At 68.5% G+C, this 15,436-nt stretch carries 15 protein-coding genes and 1 pseudogene; 6 read left to right on the plus strand and 10 right to left on the minus strand.

The genetic code is table 11. The features are described 5' to 3' along the window. Positions 1-39 precede the first annotated feature (39 nt). On the minus strand, positions 40-933 hold the full coding sequence (locus ACFVYR_RS24530; protein ID WP_384252312.1) for a D-alanyl-D-alanine carboxypeptidase family protein: 894 nt from the start codon (positions 931-933) through the stop codon (positions 40-42). Positions 934-1,102: 169 nt separating this feature from the next. Here ACFVYR_RS24530 and ACFVYR_RS24535 point away from each other — a divergent pair, with 169 nt between their 5' ends. Next, entirely contained in the window at positions 1,103-1,834 is a 732-nt protein-coding gene (locus ACFVYR_RS24535) for a GntR family transcriptional regulator (protein WP_384252309.1), read from the plus strand. Further along, on the plus strand, positions 1,831-3,141 hold the full coding sequence (locus ACFVYR_RS24540; protein ID WP_384252306.1) for a nitrate/nitrite transporter: 1,311 nt from the start codon (positions 1,831-1,833) through the stop codon (positions 3,139-3,141). The genes ACFVYR_RS24535 and ACFVYR_RS24540 overlap by 4 nt, the downstream gene beginning before the upstream one ends. Positions 3,142-3,248: 107 nt before the next feature. On the opposite strand, the gene ACFVYR_RS24545 is transcribed toward ACFVYR_RS24540, so the two are convergent. Continuing rightward, positions 3,249-4,073, minus strand: coding sequence for a maleylpyruvate isomerase family mycothiol-dependent enzyme (locus tag ACFVYR_RS24545; RefSeq protein ID WP_384252304.1), 825 nt, complete (start codon positions 4,071-4,073; stop codon positions 3,249-3,251). A 134-nt stretch (positions 4,074-4,207) separates the two neighbouring features. Here ACFVYR_RS24545 and ACFVYR_RS24550 point away from each other — a divergent pair, with 134 nt between their 5' ends. Then, on the plus strand, positions 4,208-5,014 hold the full coding sequence (locus tag ACFVYR_RS24550) for a carbon-nitrogen family hydrolase (RefSeq protein WP_384252301.1): 807 nt from the start codon (positions 4,208-4,210) through the stop codon (positions 5,012-5,014). Between the two features lie 173 nt (positions 5,015-5,187). Here the strand turns inward: ACFVYR_RS24550 and ACFVYR_RS24555 are convergent, their stop codons facing one another. The 5 genes from ACFVYR_RS24555 to ACFVYR_RS24575 all read right to left on the minus strand — a co-directional run bounded on the left by ACFVYR_RS24555 (position 5,188) and on the right by ACFVYR_RS24575 (position 10,088). Then, positions 5,188-5,685 (minus strand): LURP-one-related/scramblase family protein, encoded by a 498-nt coding sequence (locus ACFVYR_RS24555; protein WP_384252298.1) that lies wholly within the window; start codon positions 5,683-5,685, stop codon positions 5,188-5,190. 125 nt (positions 5,686-5,810) lie between these two features. After that, positions 5,811-6,038, minus strand: a complete 228-nt coding sequence (locus ACFVYR_RS24560; RefSeq protein WP_384252296.1) for a DUF6458 family protein — start codon at positions 6,036-6,038, stop codon at positions 5,811-5,813. Positions 6,039-6,155: 117 nt separating this feature from the next. Beyond that, positions 6,156-7,454 (minus strand): M18 family aminopeptidase, encoded by a 1,299-nt coding sequence (locus ACFVYR_RS24565; protein WP_384252294.1) that lies wholly within the window; start codon positions 7,452-7,454, stop codon positions 6,156-6,158. A gap of 42 nt (positions 7,455-7,496) precedes the next feature. Then, positions 7,497-8,120 (minus strand): Uma2 family endonuclease, encoded by a 624-nt coding sequence (locus ACFVYR_RS24570; protein WP_384252292.1) that lies wholly within the window; start codon positions 8,118-8,120, stop codon positions 7,497-7,499. Positions 8,121-8,261: 141 nt separating this feature from the next. Further along, positions 8,262-10,088 (minus strand): acyl-CoA dehydrogenase, encoded by a 1,827-nt coding sequence (locus ACFVYR_RS24575; protein ID WP_384252290.1) that lies wholly within the window; start codon positions 10,086-10,088, stop codon positions 8,262-8,264. Positions 10,089-10,219: 131 nt separating this feature from the next. Between ACFVYR_RS24575 and ACFVYR_RS24580 the strand changes: the two genes are divergently transcribed. Together ACFVYR_RS24580 and ACFVYR_RS24585 are read left to right on the plus strand one after the other, a co-directional pair. Continuing rightward, positions 10,220-10,711: an SseB family protein gene (locus ACFVYR_RS24580; protein WP_055563227.1), complete on the plus strand. Its 492-nt coding sequence runs from the start codon at positions 10,220-10,222 to the stop codon at positions 10,709-10,711. Positions 10,712-10,966: 255 nt separating this feature from the next. Further along, entirely contained in the window at positions 10,967-11,920 is a 954-nt protein-coding gene (locus tag ACFVYR_RS24585; protein WP_384252287.1) for a pirin family protein, read from the plus strand. An 82-nt stretch (positions 11,921-12,002) separates the two neighbouring features. On the opposite strand, the gene ACFVYR_RS24590 is transcribed toward ACFVYR_RS24585, so the two are convergent. The 3 genes and pseudogenes from ACFVYR_RS24590 to ACFVYR_RS24600 form a co-directional block, all read right to left on the minus strand. Continuing rightward, a complete protein-coding gene (locus ACFVYR_RS24590; RefSeq protein WP_384252285.1) occupies positions 12,003-12,497 on the minus strand; it encodes a hypothetical protein in 495 nt (164 codons plus the stop codon). Positions 12,498-12,834: 337 nt separating this feature from the next. Continuing rightward, a pseudogene (locus ACFVYR_RS24595) lies at positions 12,835-13,000 on the minus strand (RHS repeat-associated core domain-containing protein); the annotation flags it as partial. Positions 13,001-13,169: 169 nt separating this feature from the next. Continuing rightward, positions 13,170-13,835, minus strand: a complete 666-nt coding sequence (locus tag ACFVYR_RS24600) for a hypothetical protein (RefSeq protein WP_384252282.1) — start codon at positions 13,833-13,835, stop codon at positions 13,170-13,172. A gap of 455 nt (positions 13,836-14,290) precedes the next feature. On the opposite strand from ACFVYR_RS24600, the gene ACFVYR_RS24605 reads away from it, so the two are divergent. Next, the gene (locus ACFVYR_RS24605) at positions 14,291-15,340 is read left to right on the plus strand and encodes an AI-2E family transporter (RefSeq protein ID WP_384252280.1); all 1,050 of its coding nucleotides are present in this window, start codon (positions 14,291-14,293) and stop codon (positions 15,338-15,340) included. The last annotated feature ends 96 nt before the right edge of the window (positions 15,341-15,436 follow it).

Here is a 15,436-nt window from a genome sequence, read left to right on the forward strand (position 1 = left end):
CGGGCCCCTTCCCGTGCGACTGCGGAGAACCGCTGGGCGTCAGGCGACCTTGAAGCCGTAGTCGAGCAGCTTCTTCGCGTCCGCGGTGCGGTTGTTCACGGACGTCGAGGTGAGGACCGTCCCGACGACCGTCTTGCCGTTGCGGGTCGCCGCGAAGACCAGGCAGTACTTCGCCTCGGGGCCGGAGCCCGTCTTCACGCCGATGGCGCCGCGGTAGGAGCTGAGAAGGTTGTTCGTGTTGGACCACGACATGTAGCGGTAGCCGCCGTTCTTCGTCGTGACCTTCTGCTTCGTCGACTTCGTCTTCACGACCGAGCGGAACTGCGAGTACTTCAGCGCGTTGCTCGCGAGTTTCGTCAGGTCGCGCGGCGTCGAGTAGTTGCTGCCGTTCCCGATGCCGTCGAACGAGTCGAAGTGGGTGTTCTTCAGGTTCAGGTTCTTGGCCGTCGTGTTCATCTGGCCGATGAAGTTCTTCACGCGGGCGGCCCGGGACGAACCCTTGCCGAACTTGTCCGCGAGCGCGTACGCGGCGTCACAGCCGGACGGCAGCATCAGACCGTAGAGGAGCTGACGGACGGTGACCTTGTCGCCGACGATGAGCCGCGCCGACGAGGCGCCGTTCCTGACGATGTAGTCGCTGTAGGCCTTCTGGACCGTCACCTTGGAATCCAGGTTCAGGTTCCGCTGGCCGAGCACGACGCGCGCCGTCATTATTTTCGTCGTCGAGCCGGTGGAACGCCGGGTGTCGGCGGCCTTGGTGAAGAGGCTCTTCCCCGTGCTGTTGTTCATCGCGAAGCCGCCCTTGGCGACGATCGACGGCTTCGGCGGTGCGGCCGCGTGGGCCGTAGTGGTGAGGGCGCCGCCGGCCAGCATCGCGCTCGCGGTGACGAGAACGGCCGATGTGCGACGTACGCCCTTAATGCCGGTATTCAAGTTGGATACTCCAAATGCCCCTGGATTGCGGCTGCATGAGGATGCCGCCCACTCAGTAGACGAGTGAGGGGGGCCGATGGATGTGCCGTAAAGCCCATTAATTCCGTAGAGGTGCCCGGCATACGGACGGGGGATTCCGTCGTATACCTGTTGTATCTATGCTGTGCGCATGCCAGCCACCGCTCCCGCCTCTCCCATCACTCCTGCCTCGCCTGACTCGCCTGTCGCTCCTTCCGTCGCTCCGGCCGCTCCGCTCCCCGCCGCCAAGCGTCCGCCCGCCGCGGAACGCGTCTACGCCCACGTGAAGCAGGCCGTCCTGGAGCGCCGCTACGAGGGCGGCACGCTCCTCACCGAGGGCGAGCTCGCCGAGGCCGTGGGGGTGTCCCGCACCCCGGTGCGCGAGGCGCTCCTGAAGCTGGAGGTGGAGGGGTTGCTGCGGCTCTACCCGAAGAAGGGCGCACTCGTGCTCCCCGTCTCCGCGCAGGAGATCGCGGACGTCGTCGAGACGCGGCTGCTCGTCGAGACGCACTCGGTGCGCAAGGCGGTGCCTGCGCCGTCCGGCCTGATCGGCCGCCTTGAGGAGCTCCTTGACCGGCAGCGGCAGCAGGCGGGCGCCGGTGACCTCGCGGCGGCCGCGGTCACCGACCGGTGCTTCCACGCGGAGATCGTGCGCAGCGGCGGGAACGAGATCCTCGCGCGCCTCTACGACCAGCTGCGGGACCGGCAGCTGCGGATGGGCGTCGCCGTGCTGCACTCCCACCCCGACCGGATCGCGAAGACCCTCGCCGAGCACGAGGAGATCCTCGACGCGCTGCGCCGCGGCGACGCGGAAGCGGCGGTCGCCGTGGTCACCCGGCACGTCGGCTGGTTCCAGAACCTGGCCCGGGGTGACGTCCGATGAGTTCCGCGGGTTCCGCCCCCGTCGCGCTGCCCGGTGATCCCCCTGGCGGTCGCAAGGCCGTGCTGGTCTGGTCGGTCGGGGTCGCCGTCTACTTCGTCGCCGTCGTCTTCCGGACGTCCCTCGGCGTCGCCGGACTCGACGCCGCGGACCGCTTCCACGTCAACGCGTCCGCCCTTTCGACCTTCTCCATACTCCAACTGCTCGTCTACGCGGGCATGCAGATACCCGTCGGCCTGATGGTCGACCGGCTCGGCACCAAGAAGGTGCTGACGATCGGGGTCGTCCTCTTCACGGTCGGACAGCTCGGCTTCGCCTTCTCCCCCTCGTACGAGACGGCGCTCGTCTCGCGCGCCCTGCTCGGCTGCGGTGACGCGATGACCTTCATCAGCGTCCTGCGGCTCGGCACCCGCTGGTTCCCGGCGCGGCGCGGCCCGATGGTCGCCCAGCTCGCCGGGCTCATCGGCATGGCGGGCAACCTCGTCTCGACCCTCGTCCTGGCCCGGCTGCTGCACTCCCTCGGCTGGACCCAGGCCTTCGCGGGCAGCGCGCTCTGCGGTGTCGTCGTCCTCGTCCTGATGACGCTGTTCCTCAAGGACCACCCCGAGGGGCACGAGCCGCAGCCGGCCACGCACAGCGGAGCGGCCCACGTGCGGCGGCAGATCACCCTGTCCTGGCAGGAGCCCGGCACCCGGCTCGGGCTGTGGGTGCACTTCACCACGCAGTTCCCCGCGATGGTCTTCCTGCTCCTGTGGGGCCTGCCGTTCCTCGTCGAGGCGCAGGGCCTGTCGCGCGCGAGCGCCGGTGAGCTGCTCACGCTCGTCGTCCTGTCCAACATGGTCATCGGCCTCGTCTACGGGCAGATCGTGGCCCGGCACCACGCGGCCCGGCTCCCGCTGGCGCTCGGCACCATCGGGGCGACGGCCACGGCCTGGGCGGCCACGCTCGCCCATCCCGGGAACCACGCCCCGATGTGGCTGCTGGTCGTCCTCTGCGTGGTGCTCGGCGCCTGCGGGCCCGCCTCCATGATCGGCTTCGACTTCGCGCGGCCCGCCAATCCGCCGGAGCGGCAGGGCACGGCGTCGGGCATCACCAACATGGGCGGCTTCGTCGCCTCCATGACGACGCTGCTCGCGATCGGTGTGCTGCTCGACGCGACCGGTCAGAACTACCGCGTGGCGTTCTCCGCGGTGTTCGTCCTGGAGGCGCTCGGGGTCTGGCAGATTCTGCGGCTCAAGTCGCGGGCGGTGCGCAGGGAGCGGGAGCGGTTCGTCGCCAGCCGGGTGGAGGCTGTGCATGTCCCTGCGTGAGGCTGCGCCTGGCTGGGCGGGGGGCGGGGCTGAGGTTGGTTCGGAGGCTCTGCCCCCGGGCCCCCGGTCCTCAATCGCCGGACGGGCTTGAAGTCGGCCCGGCTCGGCTACGGCGTCACCGCGAAGTTTCGCAGGATCGCCTCCGCCAGTTCGTGGTCGCCCTCCATCTTGATGCGGTCCGCGACGGACGCGTACGTCGCACGGCCGCACGCGAGCCTGAAGTACGTCTCCCAGTCGAGGGCGAGGGTGGCGAGCGGGCCCAGCGAGGGTGCGTTGTCCACGGTGCCCTTGCCCTCGGCGTCCACGCGGACCGTGCGCAGGAACTCGACGGGGCCGCTCACGTCGAAGACGACCGCCGAGTTCGGGGGCGCGCCCGCCTTGTCCGCGACGACCTTCGCGAGCCCGACGAGGAGCATGTCCCGGGCGACGTACGCCCCCGGGGAGTCGAGGTTCCCGGGCGCGTGCAGCGTCGTACGCAGGTCCTGTTCGTGGACCCACACGTCGAACGCCCGCAGCCGCGTGGCCAGTTCGAGCGTGTGTTCGGTGCCCAGCGGGCCGCGGATCTTCGTCGAGGGGTCCCGCGACTCGTTCCGCAGCTGCCGCGACCGGCGGATGATCGTGTACTCCAGCTCGGAGGTCATCTCCGGCGCGGTGTGGTGGCGCCGCACGTCGACCTGCACCTCCATGTACCGCTGGCCCTCCGTCTGTACGTGGTACAGGTCGCGGGGCAGGGTGTGGATCGGTCGCGGGTCGCCCAGCATCTCGCACTCAAGACCTATGACGTGGGAGACGATGTCGCGCACCGACCAGCCCGGGCAGGGGGTGGCCCGGTTCCACTCCCCCTCGGCGAGCGGCGACACCAGCTCGGATATCGCTTCCACGGAATGCGTCCAGGCATCGGCGTAGGTTTGCAGGCTGGGATGGAGACTCACGGGACCCCTTGCGGTTGTACGCGGGCGGTGGGTGTCTGAGACGTTAAGTTACGCTGCCCGCAGGCACCCCGGCAGTGCTTTCGTGTGACGATCGTAGGCCGTGTCAACGGCTCGAATGCCAGGACGGTGGTAGTGTGCGCGCCTCCCTCATCCAGATCGCCGTAGACGAGGACGAACCGGTCAATTCCCGTAGGCGGCGCGTCGCTTCGCTGGTACGGGAAGTGAGTGTCGGGGAGGGATCGGATCTGGTCGTTCTTCCCGAGCTGTGGACGACGGGCGCCTTCGCGTACGACTCGTTCGCGAGCGAGGCGGAGCCGCTGGAAGGGCCGACGTACGAGGCGATGGCACGGGCGGCGCGTGACGCGGGGGTGTGGCTGCACGCGGGGTCGATTCCGGAGCGGGCCGTGTCCGACGGGTCTCTGTTCAACACCTCGCTCGTCTTCTCGCCCGACGGTGAGCTCGCCGCCTCGTACCGGAAGATCCACCGCTTCGGCTTCGACAAGGGTGAGGCCGTGCTGATGGCGGCAGGCTCCGAGCTGACGACCGTCCGCACGCCCCACACCACGCTCGGCCTCGCCACCTGCTACGACCTGCGCTTCCCCGAGCTCTTCCGGGGGCTCGTCGACGCGGGCGCCGAGATGTTCGTGGTGCCCGCGGGGTGGCCGGCGCGGCGGCGGGAGCACTGGTCGCTGCTTGCGCGGGCGCGGGCTGTCGAGGACCAGGTGTACGTGCTGGCGTGCGGGACGGGTGGGACGCACGGGGGCGTGCCGCAGGCTGGGCACAGCGTTGTCGTTGATCCGTGGGGGGCGGTGCTTGCGGAGGCGGGTGAGGGCGAGGAGGTCCTTACGGTTGACGTCGATCCTTCGCGGGTCGCGGAGACGCGGGAGCAGTTTCCGGCGCTGAAGGACCGGGTGCTGGGGCGGGGGGCGGTGCGGCGCTGAGGCGCGCGGTGCCTAGGCCGTTTGGTGCCGGGCCCGTGCTCTTTTCCGGCGCGGGGGCGTCGTGGCCGGTCGTGTTCTCTTCCGGCGCGGGCGCGTCGTGGCCGGTCGCGCAGTTCCCCGCGTCCCTTGAGTGCGGCTTCGCCGCAGCCCTCATCGGCCCCGCCAACCCCTCCTCAGTCCTCGTCCCCCCGCTCCTTCTCCGCCAGGCGGATCACGCAGACGGTTACGGCGAGCAGCAGCGCGGGGTCGGCGTCCTCGCGTACTACCTGGAGGCCGTAGGTGTCGCGGAGGCGGAACCAGCGGCGGGAGATGTCGGCGAGGAGTTCGCCGTCGTACTCGATGGCGAACTCACGGTCGAGGATCTTGCCGCTGACGTCCAGTTCGGTGCCGTCGACCAGGTCGACGCGGTAGTGGTTGCGCAGCAGTGACAGGCGCTTGCGCTTCACCGTGGCGAGCGTCTCGCCCGCCCGTCCGATGACCATCGTGTCCCGGAGGGCGAGCATCTTGGCGTGGATGTCGATGACGACCCTGCCCTGCATGTCCTTCAGCTCGAAGGTGTCGCGCAGGCGCATCGCCTTGCCGTCGACGAGGAAGACCTTGCGGCCCCGGTCGTCCTCGATCCAGTAGTCGTCGCCGATGCCGAAGACGCGGTCGCGTACGAGAAGTCTCATGCCGTCATGACTACCCCGAAGCGCCGCAGACCGGACATCACGCGCCCGCCCTCACGCGCCGGACGCTCACGCGCCCGCTCTCACGCGCCCGCCCTCGCGCGCTGAACATCACGCGCCGGACGGCGTCAGTACCCGCGGCGCTGCGGGTCGGGGTCGACCGCGGTCGGGGCGACCGGCGGCACCACGGCCCGCCTGCGGCGCGCGATGCTGGTGAAGACGGCGACGCCGATGAGTCCCACGAGCATCATGATGACTCCGGCGACGGTGAGGTTGACCCCCTCCATCTTCCAGTCGGTCGCGAACGTGAGGATGGCACCCGCGGCGATCAGAATGATGCATCCGCCCAGGCCCATGAGGACCGCCTCCCTGCTGTAGTGGCTACGAAGTCACCGGGTACCCGGGTCCTTCGCAGCCACACAGACATTCGGCGGCCGAGCCTCCGCTCACCCCGGCACGGCCCCTCAGTCCTCTCAGCCCTCCAGGAACGCCACCAGCGCGTTGGCGAGCAGGTACGGGTCGTCCGCGCCGCACAGCTCGCGCACGCTGTGCATGGACAGGATCGCGACGCCGATGTCGACGGTCTTGATGCCGTGCCGGGCCGCGGTGATCGGGCCGATCGTCGTGCCGCACGGCATCGCGTTGTTGGAGACGAACGACTGGAACGGCACGCCCGCCTTCTCGCACGCGGCGGCGAACACCGCGCGGCCCGAACCGTCCGTGGCGTAGCGGTTGTTGACGTTGACCTTGAGGATGGGGCCGCCGTTGGCGCGCGGGTGGTGCGTCGGGTCGTGCCGCTCGGCGTAGTTGGGGTGCACGGCGTGGCCGGTGTCGGAGGAGAGGCAGACGGTCCCGGCGAAGGCGCGGGCCTTGTCCTCGTACGAGCCCCCGCGCGCGAACACGGACCGCTCAAGGACGCCGCCGAGCAGCGGGCCGTCGGCGCCGGTGTCGGACTGCGAGCCGTTCTCCTCGTGGTCGAAGGCGGCGAGTACGGGAATGTACGGGAGGTCCTCCTGGGCGGCGACGGACGCGAGGGCGGCCGTGGCGGAGTGCACGGAGAGGAGGTTGTCCATGCGGGGGCCCGCGACGAGTTCGCGGTCGCGGCCGAGGTAGGCGGGCGGTTCGACGGAGTACGTCATGAGGTCCCAGCCGGTGACGTCGCCCTCGCCGAGGCCGGTCTCCTCCTCCAGGAAGCGGATCAGGTCGCCCTCGTGGACGTCGTCGCCGAGCCCCCAGACGGGCTGCATGTGCTTCTGCTTGTCGAGCTTGAGCCCGTCGGTGTGCACGGAACGGTCCATGTGGATGGCCAGTTGGGGCACGCGCAGCAGCGGTCGGTCGATGTTCACGAGCCGTGTGGTGCCGTCGCGCAGCGAGAGGCGTCCGGCGAGGCCGAGGTCGCGGTCGAGCCAGGAGTTGAGCAGCGGGCCGCCGTAGATCTCGACGGCGACCTGGCGCCAGCCGTGGGCGCCCGCGTCGGGCTGCGGCTTCACGCGCAGGTTGGGGGAGTCGGTGTGGGCGCCGACGATGCGGAACGGGGTGTGCGCGGAGGCGTTCTCCGGCACGTACCAGGCGATGATGGCGCCGCCCCGCAGCACGTACTTGCCGCCGGTCGTGCCGTCCCAGGCGTCGGTCTCCTCCAGCTGCCGGAAACCGGCCTTCTCCAGACGCTCCGCGGCGCTCGCCACGGCGTGGTACGGCGTGGGGCTTGCCGCGAGGAAGGACATGAGGTCTTCGGTGTGGCCACGGTCGAAGGGGCCGGAGGGTGTGCGCATGGCTGTCAGCCTAATGGCGCCGCCGTGCGGGTGGCGGGGGGCTCAGAGACGGTGGTACTCGGTGAGGTCGATGTCGATCGTGAACGGTACGGCGAGCTTCAGCCGGTCGTGATGGACGCCCGTGGGCGCGTAGACACCGGTGTGCGGGTCCAGTTCGTAGGTGTAGACGGCGGGCCGCTTGTTCTCGTCCATCCGGACCAGCCAGTAATGCCGGATGCCCGCTGCGGCGTACTTGCGGGGCTTGGTGTCCTGGTCGCGCTCTTCGGAGTCGGGAGAGATGACTTCTACGGCGAGGAGGACGTCCGCGGCCTGGTACCGAGTCATGCAGTCGTCGGCATCGGCTTCCGCGGTGACGACCACGAGGTCGGGCGCGGGTACCTGCCTGCGGCCAAGGACCACGGCCATTTCGCGGCGGACGCGAAGGTGCTCGGGGATGGCGGCCCGCACCCCGTGCACCAAGAGGTCGATCGCCAGCGTATGGAACTTGCGCTGCGGACTCACGAAAACCAGGCTCCCGTCGATCAGTTCTGTGTGTGGCGGGAGGTCGAGGCTGAAGAATTCGTCCGTCGTGTAGCCGTCCTGAGGCGGCATCGGCCATGCCGAGCCATCGGGCTGGAGTGCGTGCAGCGCTTCGGTGCGGGGCTCGGCGGTCATGGTTCCTCCCATGGACGGGATTCTCGGCCGTTGACTCAGCGTACCCAGCCCATACGACAACGCCGCCACCCGAAAGAATCAGGTGGCGGCATCGCGCTGGCGGGCGAGAGGAATCTGGTCGAACCAGGTCGAACCAGGTCGAACCAGGTAGGCCTAGAACGCCGCCTCGTCCAGCTCCATCAGGTCCAGCTCCACGCCCTCGGCGAGCTTCCGCTCCTTCGCGACGCCCGGCAGGACGTTCGTGGCGAAGAACTTGGCGGCGGCGATCTTGCCCTCGTAGAAGGGCTTGTCCTTGGCGGAGGCCGTCTCCAGCTTCTCCGCGGCGACCGCGGCACCGCGCAGCAGCAGGTAGCCGACGACGACGTCGCCCGAGGCCATCAGGAGGCGGGTCGTGTTCAGGCCCACCTTGTAGATGGACTTCACGTCCTGCTCGGTGGCCGCGAGGTCCGTCAGCATGACGCCGACGATGCCCTCAAGATCGACCGCGGCCTTGGCCAGCTCCTCGCGGGCGCCGGCGAGCGCCTCGCCGCCCGTGCCGACGGCGAGGAACTTCTTGATCTCCTCGGCGAGGCCGTTCAGCGCGGCGCCCTGGTTGCGGACGATCTTCCGGAAGAAGTAGTCCTGGCCCTGGATCGCCGTCGTGCCCTCGTAGAGGGTGTCGATCTTGGCGTCCCGGATGTACTGCTCGACCGGGTACTCCTGGAGGTACCCCGAGCCGCCGAACGTCTGGAGCGACTGCGCCAGCTGTTCGTAGGACTTCTCCGAGCCGTAGCCCTTCACGATGGGCAGGAGCAGGTCGTTGAGGGCGTGGAGCTGCGACGCGTCCTCGCCCGCCGCCTCCTTGACCTGGATGTCGTCCTGGACGGCCGCGGTGTGCAGGACGAGGGCGCGCATGCCCTCCGCGTACGCCTTCTGCGTCATCAGGGCGCGGCGCACGTCCGGGTGGTGGGTGATCGTCACCTTCGGCGCGGTCTTGTCCATGAACTGGGCCAGGTCCGGGCCCTGCACGCGCTCCTTGGCGTACTCCAGGGCGTTGAGGTAGCCCGTGGAGAGCGTCGCGATCGCCTTCGTGCCGACCATCATGCGGGCGAACTCGATGATGCGGAACATCTGGCGGATGCCGTCGTGCTTGTCGCCGATCAGCCAGCCCTTGGCGGGGTGCCGGTCGCCGAACGTCATCTCGCAGGTGTTCGAGGCCTTGAGGCCCATCTTGTGCTCGACGTTCGTCGCGTACACGCCGTTGCGCTCGCCCAGCTCGCCGGTCTCCCAGTCGAACTCGTACTTCGGTACGAGGAAGAGGGAGAGGCCCTTGGTGCCGGGGCCGTTGCCCTCGGGGCGGGCGAGGACGTAGTGGAGGATGTTCTCCGACATGTCGTGCTCGCCGGACGTGATGAAGCGCTTCACGCCCTCGATGTGCCAGGAGCCGTCCTCCTGCTGCACGGCCTTCGTGCGGCCCGCGCCCACGTCCGATCCGGCGTCCGGCTCGGTCAGGACCATCGTCGAGCCCCACTGCTTCTCGACGGCGATCTCGGCGACCTTCTTCTGCGCCTCGTTGCCCTCTTCGAAGAGGATGCCGGCGAACGCGGGACCCGACGAGTACATCCACACGGCGGGGTTGGCGCCGAGCAGCAGCTCCGCGTAGCCCCAGATCAGGGAGCGCGGCGCGGTGGTGCCGCCGATCTCCTCGGGCAGACCGAGCCGCCAGTACTCGGAGTCCATGAAGGCCTGGTAGCTCTTCTTGAAGGACGCGGGGACGGGGGCGGTGTTGGTCTCCGGGTCGAAGACGGGCGGGTTGCGGTCGGCGTCCGTGAAGGACTCGGCCAGCTCGTTCTCGGAGAGGCGGCGGAGTTCGTCGAGGATGCTCTTGGCGGTGTCGACGTCCATCTCCGCGAACGGGCCGGTGCCGTACAGCTTGTCGCGGCCGAGCACCTCGAAGAGGTTGAACTCGATGTCGCGGAGATTCGACTTGTAGTGGCCCATGGCGAAGGCTCCGTAAGCAGGAGAGGGAAAGTACCCAAGGTGAATACCAGCAAGTAGCTACGATGATGCTACCCGTCGGTAATAAGATGCAACCCCTAACCGCCCATCTGTGACTCAGTAGGCTTCGCCTCATGTACGGCTACGACCAGAACCCCGGCGCCCAGCAGCAGTACGCCCCGCCGGGCGCGCAGCCGCCGCCGCAGCAGATGCAGGGCATGCCCGGCGGTGGCTACGGCCAGCAGCCTCCGCTCTACCCCGAGCCCTCGCCGCCGTCCCTCGCGGACGCGGTGCGCGCCTTCACGACGGGGTCGATGTCCGCCGAGGACTTCCAGCAGGCCTTCGCCACGTCGAAGGTGTACTGCCCGCGCGGCGACAACCCCGGCTTCCTCGCGCTGCACAACACCCAGCAGCCCGTGATCCCGATGTTCACCTCCCTCAAGGAGCTGCGCCGGTACGCGGGCAAGGACTCCAAGTACTTCGTGATCACCGGCGCGGAGGTCATCGACCTGCTGCCCACGGGGTACGGGTTCGTCCTCGACATGGAGGGGGAGCACCGGATGGTCTTCGATGCGAAGGCCGTGGAGCAGATGGTGGATTTCGCCATGCGTCGCATGTACGGGTAGCCGGCCCCTGGGCCTTGGGCGGGGGTCGGTCGGCTTTCGGCTGCGGGTGGGTCGTGGCTGGTCGCCCCGTTCCCCGCGCCCCTTGTTCTGCGGGCGCGTACTGGTTGCTCGTGCCGTTCCTCGTGCCCCTTGGGGGCTCGTAGATCGTTTCTGGCCTTCTCGGCGCCCGGAGGGAATTGCCTCCGGGCGCCGTTCGTTGTGAGTGGCAGAAAGTTCTACGTTCAACTAAAGTGAGTGTACGAGGAGGTACCGACCATGCCTGCAGTGACTGTCGAGAACCCGTTGACCCTGCCCCGAGTGGCGGCGTCCGCCGACGCGACGGCGCGCCCCGTGCTCGCCGTGACCACCGCGCCGAGCGGCTTCGAGGGCGAGGGATTCCCGGTGCGCCGGGCGTTCGCGGGGATCAACTACAAGTACCTCGACCCGTTCATCATGATGGACCAGATGGGCGAGGTGGAGTACGAGGCGGGCGAGCCGAAGGGCACCCCGTGGCACCCCCACCGCGGTTTCGAGACGGTCACGTACCTGATCGACGGCACCTTCGTCCACCAGGACTCCAACGGTGGCGGCGGCACCATCCGCAACGGCGACACCCAGTGGATGACGGCGGGCTCCGGCCTGCTGCACATCGAGGCGCCGCCCGAGTCGCTCGTCATGTCCGGCGGCCTCTTCCACGGCCTCCAGCTGTGGGTGAACCTGCCCGCCAAGGACAAGATGATGGACCCCCGCTACCAGGACATCCGCGGCGGTCAGGTCCAGCTGCTCTCCACCCCCGACGGTGGCGCGCTGCTCCGCGTCATCGCCGGTGAGCTCGACGGGCACGAGGGCCCCGGCATCACGCACACGCCGATCACGATGATCCACGCGACCGTGCGCCCCGGCGCCGAGGTCACGCTGCCCTGGCGCGAGGACTTCAACGGACTCGCGTACGTCCTCGCCGGGCGCGGCACCGTAGGCGCCGAGCGCCGCCCCGTCCACATGGGGCAGACGGCGGTCTTCGGCGCCGGGTCCTCACTGACCGTCCGCGCGGACGAACGCCAGGACGCGCACGCCCCCGACCTGGAGGTCGTGCTGCTCGGCGGACAGCCGATCCGGGAGCCGATGGCTCATTACGGGCCGTTCGTGATGAACAGCCACGTCGAACTGGCCCAGGCTTTCGACGACTTCAAGGCCGGGCGACTCGGGACAGTCCCTGCCGACGAGTCCTGATGCATGCGGCACCGTGGTGAAGGAGCACCTGCCTCCACGGTGCCGCGCAGGTCAGCAGGCATGCTCATGAGGCGCACTTGGGTCAGGCTCGGGTGGAGGCGAACAAGACGATCGACCAGAGGGTTCCGGGCTCCAGTCCGCCATGAGGCGGTTCCTCGACGACGTACACCGAGGAGCGGGCTGTGGCCTCTCGGAAGTGGTTGAATCCGCCCATGGAGGGGTCAGCCACTTCTTCGAGGGTCCCTCCTTGAGCTTGCAGCGCTGTCCGGAACTGGCCGAATACCACCTGCTCCGAGAACTCCCCGTAGGAGCGAGTGAGTGGTGGCGGGACCATACCCTCAAGGCCGTGGGCCAGGCGGTGGATCTGCAGCGAGGCGGATACGGACTTCCAGAGGCCGTCGCGTTTGATGAAGGCGACCTCGATGAGCCCGTAGTCGCGCCGCATGTGAGACTTCTGGGCGTCGTCGAGGTAGTCGTCCCCGAGGCCCTGCTCCCAGACTTCCGGAGGGGCGCCGAGAGGGATGCCCAGTACCTCGTTCCGTGAGGTCGCGGTCACGTAGAAGTCGATGTCTGGCATCAATCGGCCTTCGGCTTGTTCAGCTTCTGCAGGTTCTTGATGATGAAGTGCAGTTCCGCAGCACGGTTCTTGTTCATCCCGAATTCTCCCTTGTTCATGGAGTTTCGGGCGGATGTGGCTTTCTCGATGATGTCGTTCCTGAGGGCCGGGTTCGAGTGGATCTCATCGAGAACCTTCTGTACTTGCGCGTTGCTGGCGGTGCCGTGCTTCAGCCTGATTCCCTCGGCGCCGATCCCGCCCTTGTCGTTCGGGAAGATGCGCACTTCCATGTTTTTGATGTGGATGTGCGCGCCCTTGGTTCCCCAGTCCTGATACGCGACGGATGCGTGGATGTTGTACGGGGCGAGGCCGAGCGGATCGGACCAGGTGTGAGGGTTGCTGACGTAGGTGTCCGGGTTGGGCGCTGGGTCGAGGCCGAGCGGGTCCTGGGTGAGGTAGCGGGCCGTTTCGGGGTCGTAGTGGCGGAAGTAGTTGTAGTGGAGGGCGGTTTCCGGGCTTTCGAAGGAGCGCCTCGCGCGCTGAAGGCGACTCGGGAGAGCAACTCCTGCCCGAACGACTCGCCCGATGTCACCGACTCCTGGGAGCCGGCGTCGCCCCGGCCTGCGGCGAGAGCCGCGGGTGCGCCAAGCAAGCACGCTGTGGCCGTCAACGCCGCTACCGCTCTGCCCCGCGTCACGGCCGGCACTTCTGCGACCCCCGGTCCTCGCTCAGGCTCCAGGTCTGCCAGACACCGTCCTTGTTCTTCTTCAGGCCGGTGTTGTAGAAGACGTAGTTCTCCGGATCGTTGGGCTGGGTGTCACTCTTGATGACCTTGTTCGTCTTGCGGTTCTTCAGGTTGGTCTTGCTCTCGTCGACGCAGTACGTCACTGCTGCCGACTTCTTGTCGAAGACCGTTACCTGCCGCTTGAAATAGCGCGCGGTGCCCGTCCAGCTGATGCTCTTGTCGATGTTGTTCTTCGTGTACTTGTAGAGCCCGACCAGCGCCTGGTCCGTGGCGTAGAAGGCGACCGCGGAGTGCTTCAGATCCCCGCTCGCGAGAGCCGCGTCCACGGCGCTGACGCGCCGCTCGTTGTCCGCGAGGACCGCGTCCTTCACCGCGTCTCCGGTCTGGCGGCCCTCGAAGACGTTCTTCATGTCGGACGGAAGCTTGATCTTCGGGCGGTCCACCCCGTCCGCTGCCCCGGACGATGGCGGTGACGCCGACTTCGCGCTGTCGGTGTCAGCCCCGGCGATCTTCTTGTTGTCCTTCTCGTCGTCCGAGCTGCCGCCGCAGGCGGTCAACAGCAGGACGGCAGAAGCCGTGAGCGCGGCCGCCACGAGCCGGGTCGAGCGGTTCACAGTTGTCTCCGGTGAGGTGAGGGTTTACCCGAGCGAAGCAACGCTATCCGTGGTCACCTGGTGACGATGGGGGTGGGTCTGGCTTTGGCTGAGGCACATCGGGGCATGGCCTCCAGGAGATCGTGCGGAATGTCCGTCTTGTCGATCGTGACGTCAGCGAGACTGCCAAGCGAGTCAGCTGATATGGGCGCATAGGGGATGGGTGCCTATGCCGAGGTGGCGCTGAGGCAGATGTCGCGCGTTGTGGTGACCACGCACTCGAATGAGTGGCTTGAAGCACGCACCATCGTGCAGGTTCGCAAGCACCAGGGCCAGCATGAGTCCGCTCCGACGTCTGCCGGGGCTCTGATCCCGATGGAAGACACCGTCTACGACGCCTGCCCACACGGCATGTGGCCGTACACGTAGCCGTACATAATGTGCGGCGCCGGTGAGGTCGTGTTCGGGTGGGAGGGGTGAGTAGCCTCCTGCCCGAGCCCGCGCGGCGCGTCGCCGCCTGGTGTGTCGTCGTGCTCCTCGTCACCGGTGTGGCCGCCGTGGGGATCTGGCTCTGCGTCACCTTCAAGACGGCCGTGACGCCCGTCCTGCTCGCGCTGCTCGGGACCGCGCTCCTCGGTCCGCTCTACCGGCGGCTGCTCAGGATGAGGGTGCAGCGGTCCCTCGCGGCCGGGCTGACCTGCGCGGCCGTCGTCGCCGTCGTCGGCGGTGCGGCGTACATCGTGGTCAAGGCGCTGATCGACAGCGGCGACCAGATCATCGCCTCCCTCAAGCAGGCCGCGACCGACCTGTCGAAGTACTTCGGGGCGGCCGGGACCTCGCTCGACGACATGGCGTCCAACGCCAAGGAGCTCTTCGGCAAGTTCGGCGGGACCGCCGCGTCCGGGGTGATCAGTGGCATCAGCACCGTCGGCGAGATGATGGCCATGGCCGTCCTCGCCCTGCTGCTCGTCTTCTTCTTCCTGCGCGACTCGCAGCAGGCGATGCGCGGCCTGCGCTCGCTCTCCCCCGGCGACAGCGCCGACACCGTCGAGTCCATGGCGCGCCGCGCCTTCGAGGCCATCGAGGGCTTCATGCGCGGCACGACGATCATCGCGTTCATCGACGCGCTGTGCATCACCGTCGGGCTGCTGATCCTCGGTGTGCCGGGTGCCTGGGGGCTCGGCGCGCTGGTCTTCGTCGGCGCCTACATCCCGTACCTGGGCGCGTTCCTGTCCGGCGCGGTCGCCGTCCTGGTCGCCCTCGCCGACCGGGGTTTCGCCATCGCGCTGTGGACGCTCGGCGTCGTCCTGGCCGTCCAGGTCATCGAGGGCCACCTCCTCCAGCCGATGATCCAGAGCCGGACCGTGCAGATGCATCCCGCGGTGGTGATGCTGGCGATCACGGCGGGTGCGTCGGTGGCGGGGATCCTCGGCATGCTGCTCGCGGTGCCGCTGACGGCGGCGGCGTTCGGGGTCGTTTCGGAGCTGCGGCTTCGGCTCCCGCCTGGGGGTGGGGATCGGGTGTAGGGGATGGACGTTCGACTCTGTCCGCGGGCTCAGCGGGCCGGTTCTGGGCTGGTCGCGCGGTTCCCCGCGCCCTTGAACCGCCCCTTGCGGGGCGCC

This window comes from Streptomyces sp. NPDC058284, from assembly GCF_042881135.1.
Lineage (GTDB): Bacteria > Actinomycetota > Actinomycetes > Streptomycetales > Streptomycetaceae > Streptomyces.

Excerpts from the sequence above, each read along its gene's own strand:
- ACFVYR_RS24555 (WP_384252298.1), bottom strand. The coding sequence starts at position 5,685 with ATGAGACTTCTCGTACGCGACCGCGTCTTCGGCATCGGCGACGACTAC.
- ACFVYR_RS24575 (WP_384252290.1), bottom strand. The coding sequence starts at position 10,088 with ATGGGCCACTACAAGTCGAATCTCCGCGACATCGAGTTCAACCTCTTC.
- ACFVYR_RS24580 (WP_055563227.1), top strand. The coding sequence starts at position 10,220 with ATGTACGGCTACGACCAGAACCCCGGCGCCCAGCAGCAGTACGCCCCG.
- ACFVYR_RS24590 (WP_384252285.1), bottom strand. The coding sequence starts at position 12,497 with ATGCCAGACATCGACTTCTACGTGACCGCGACCTCACGGAACGAGGTA.
- ACFVYR_RS24540 (WP_384252306.1), top strand. The coding sequence starts at position 1,831 with ATGAGTTCCGCGGGTTCCGCCCCCGTCGCGCTGCCCGGTGATCCCCCT.
- ACFVYR_RS24560 (WP_384252296.1), bottom strand. The coding sequence starts at position 6,038 with ATGGGCCTGGGCGGATGCATCATTCTGATCGCCGCGGGTGCCATCCTC.
- ACFVYR_RS24535 (WP_384252309.1), top strand. The coding sequence starts at position 1,103 with ATGCCAGCCACCGCTCCCGCCTCTCCCATCACTCCTGCCTCGCCTGAC.
- ACFVYR_RS24585 (WP_384252287.1), top strand. The coding sequence starts at position 10,967 with ATGCCTGCAGTGACTGTCGAGAACCCGTTGACCCTGCCCCGAGTGGCG.
- ACFVYR_RS24570 (WP_384252292.1), bottom strand. The coding sequence starts at position 8,120 with ATGGGAGGAACCATGACCGCCGAGCCCCGCACCGAAGCGCTGCACGCA.
- ACFVYR_RS24565 (WP_384252294.1), bottom strand. The coding sequence starts at position 7,454 with ATGCGCACACCCTCCGGCCCCTTCGACCGTGGCCACACCGAAGACCTC.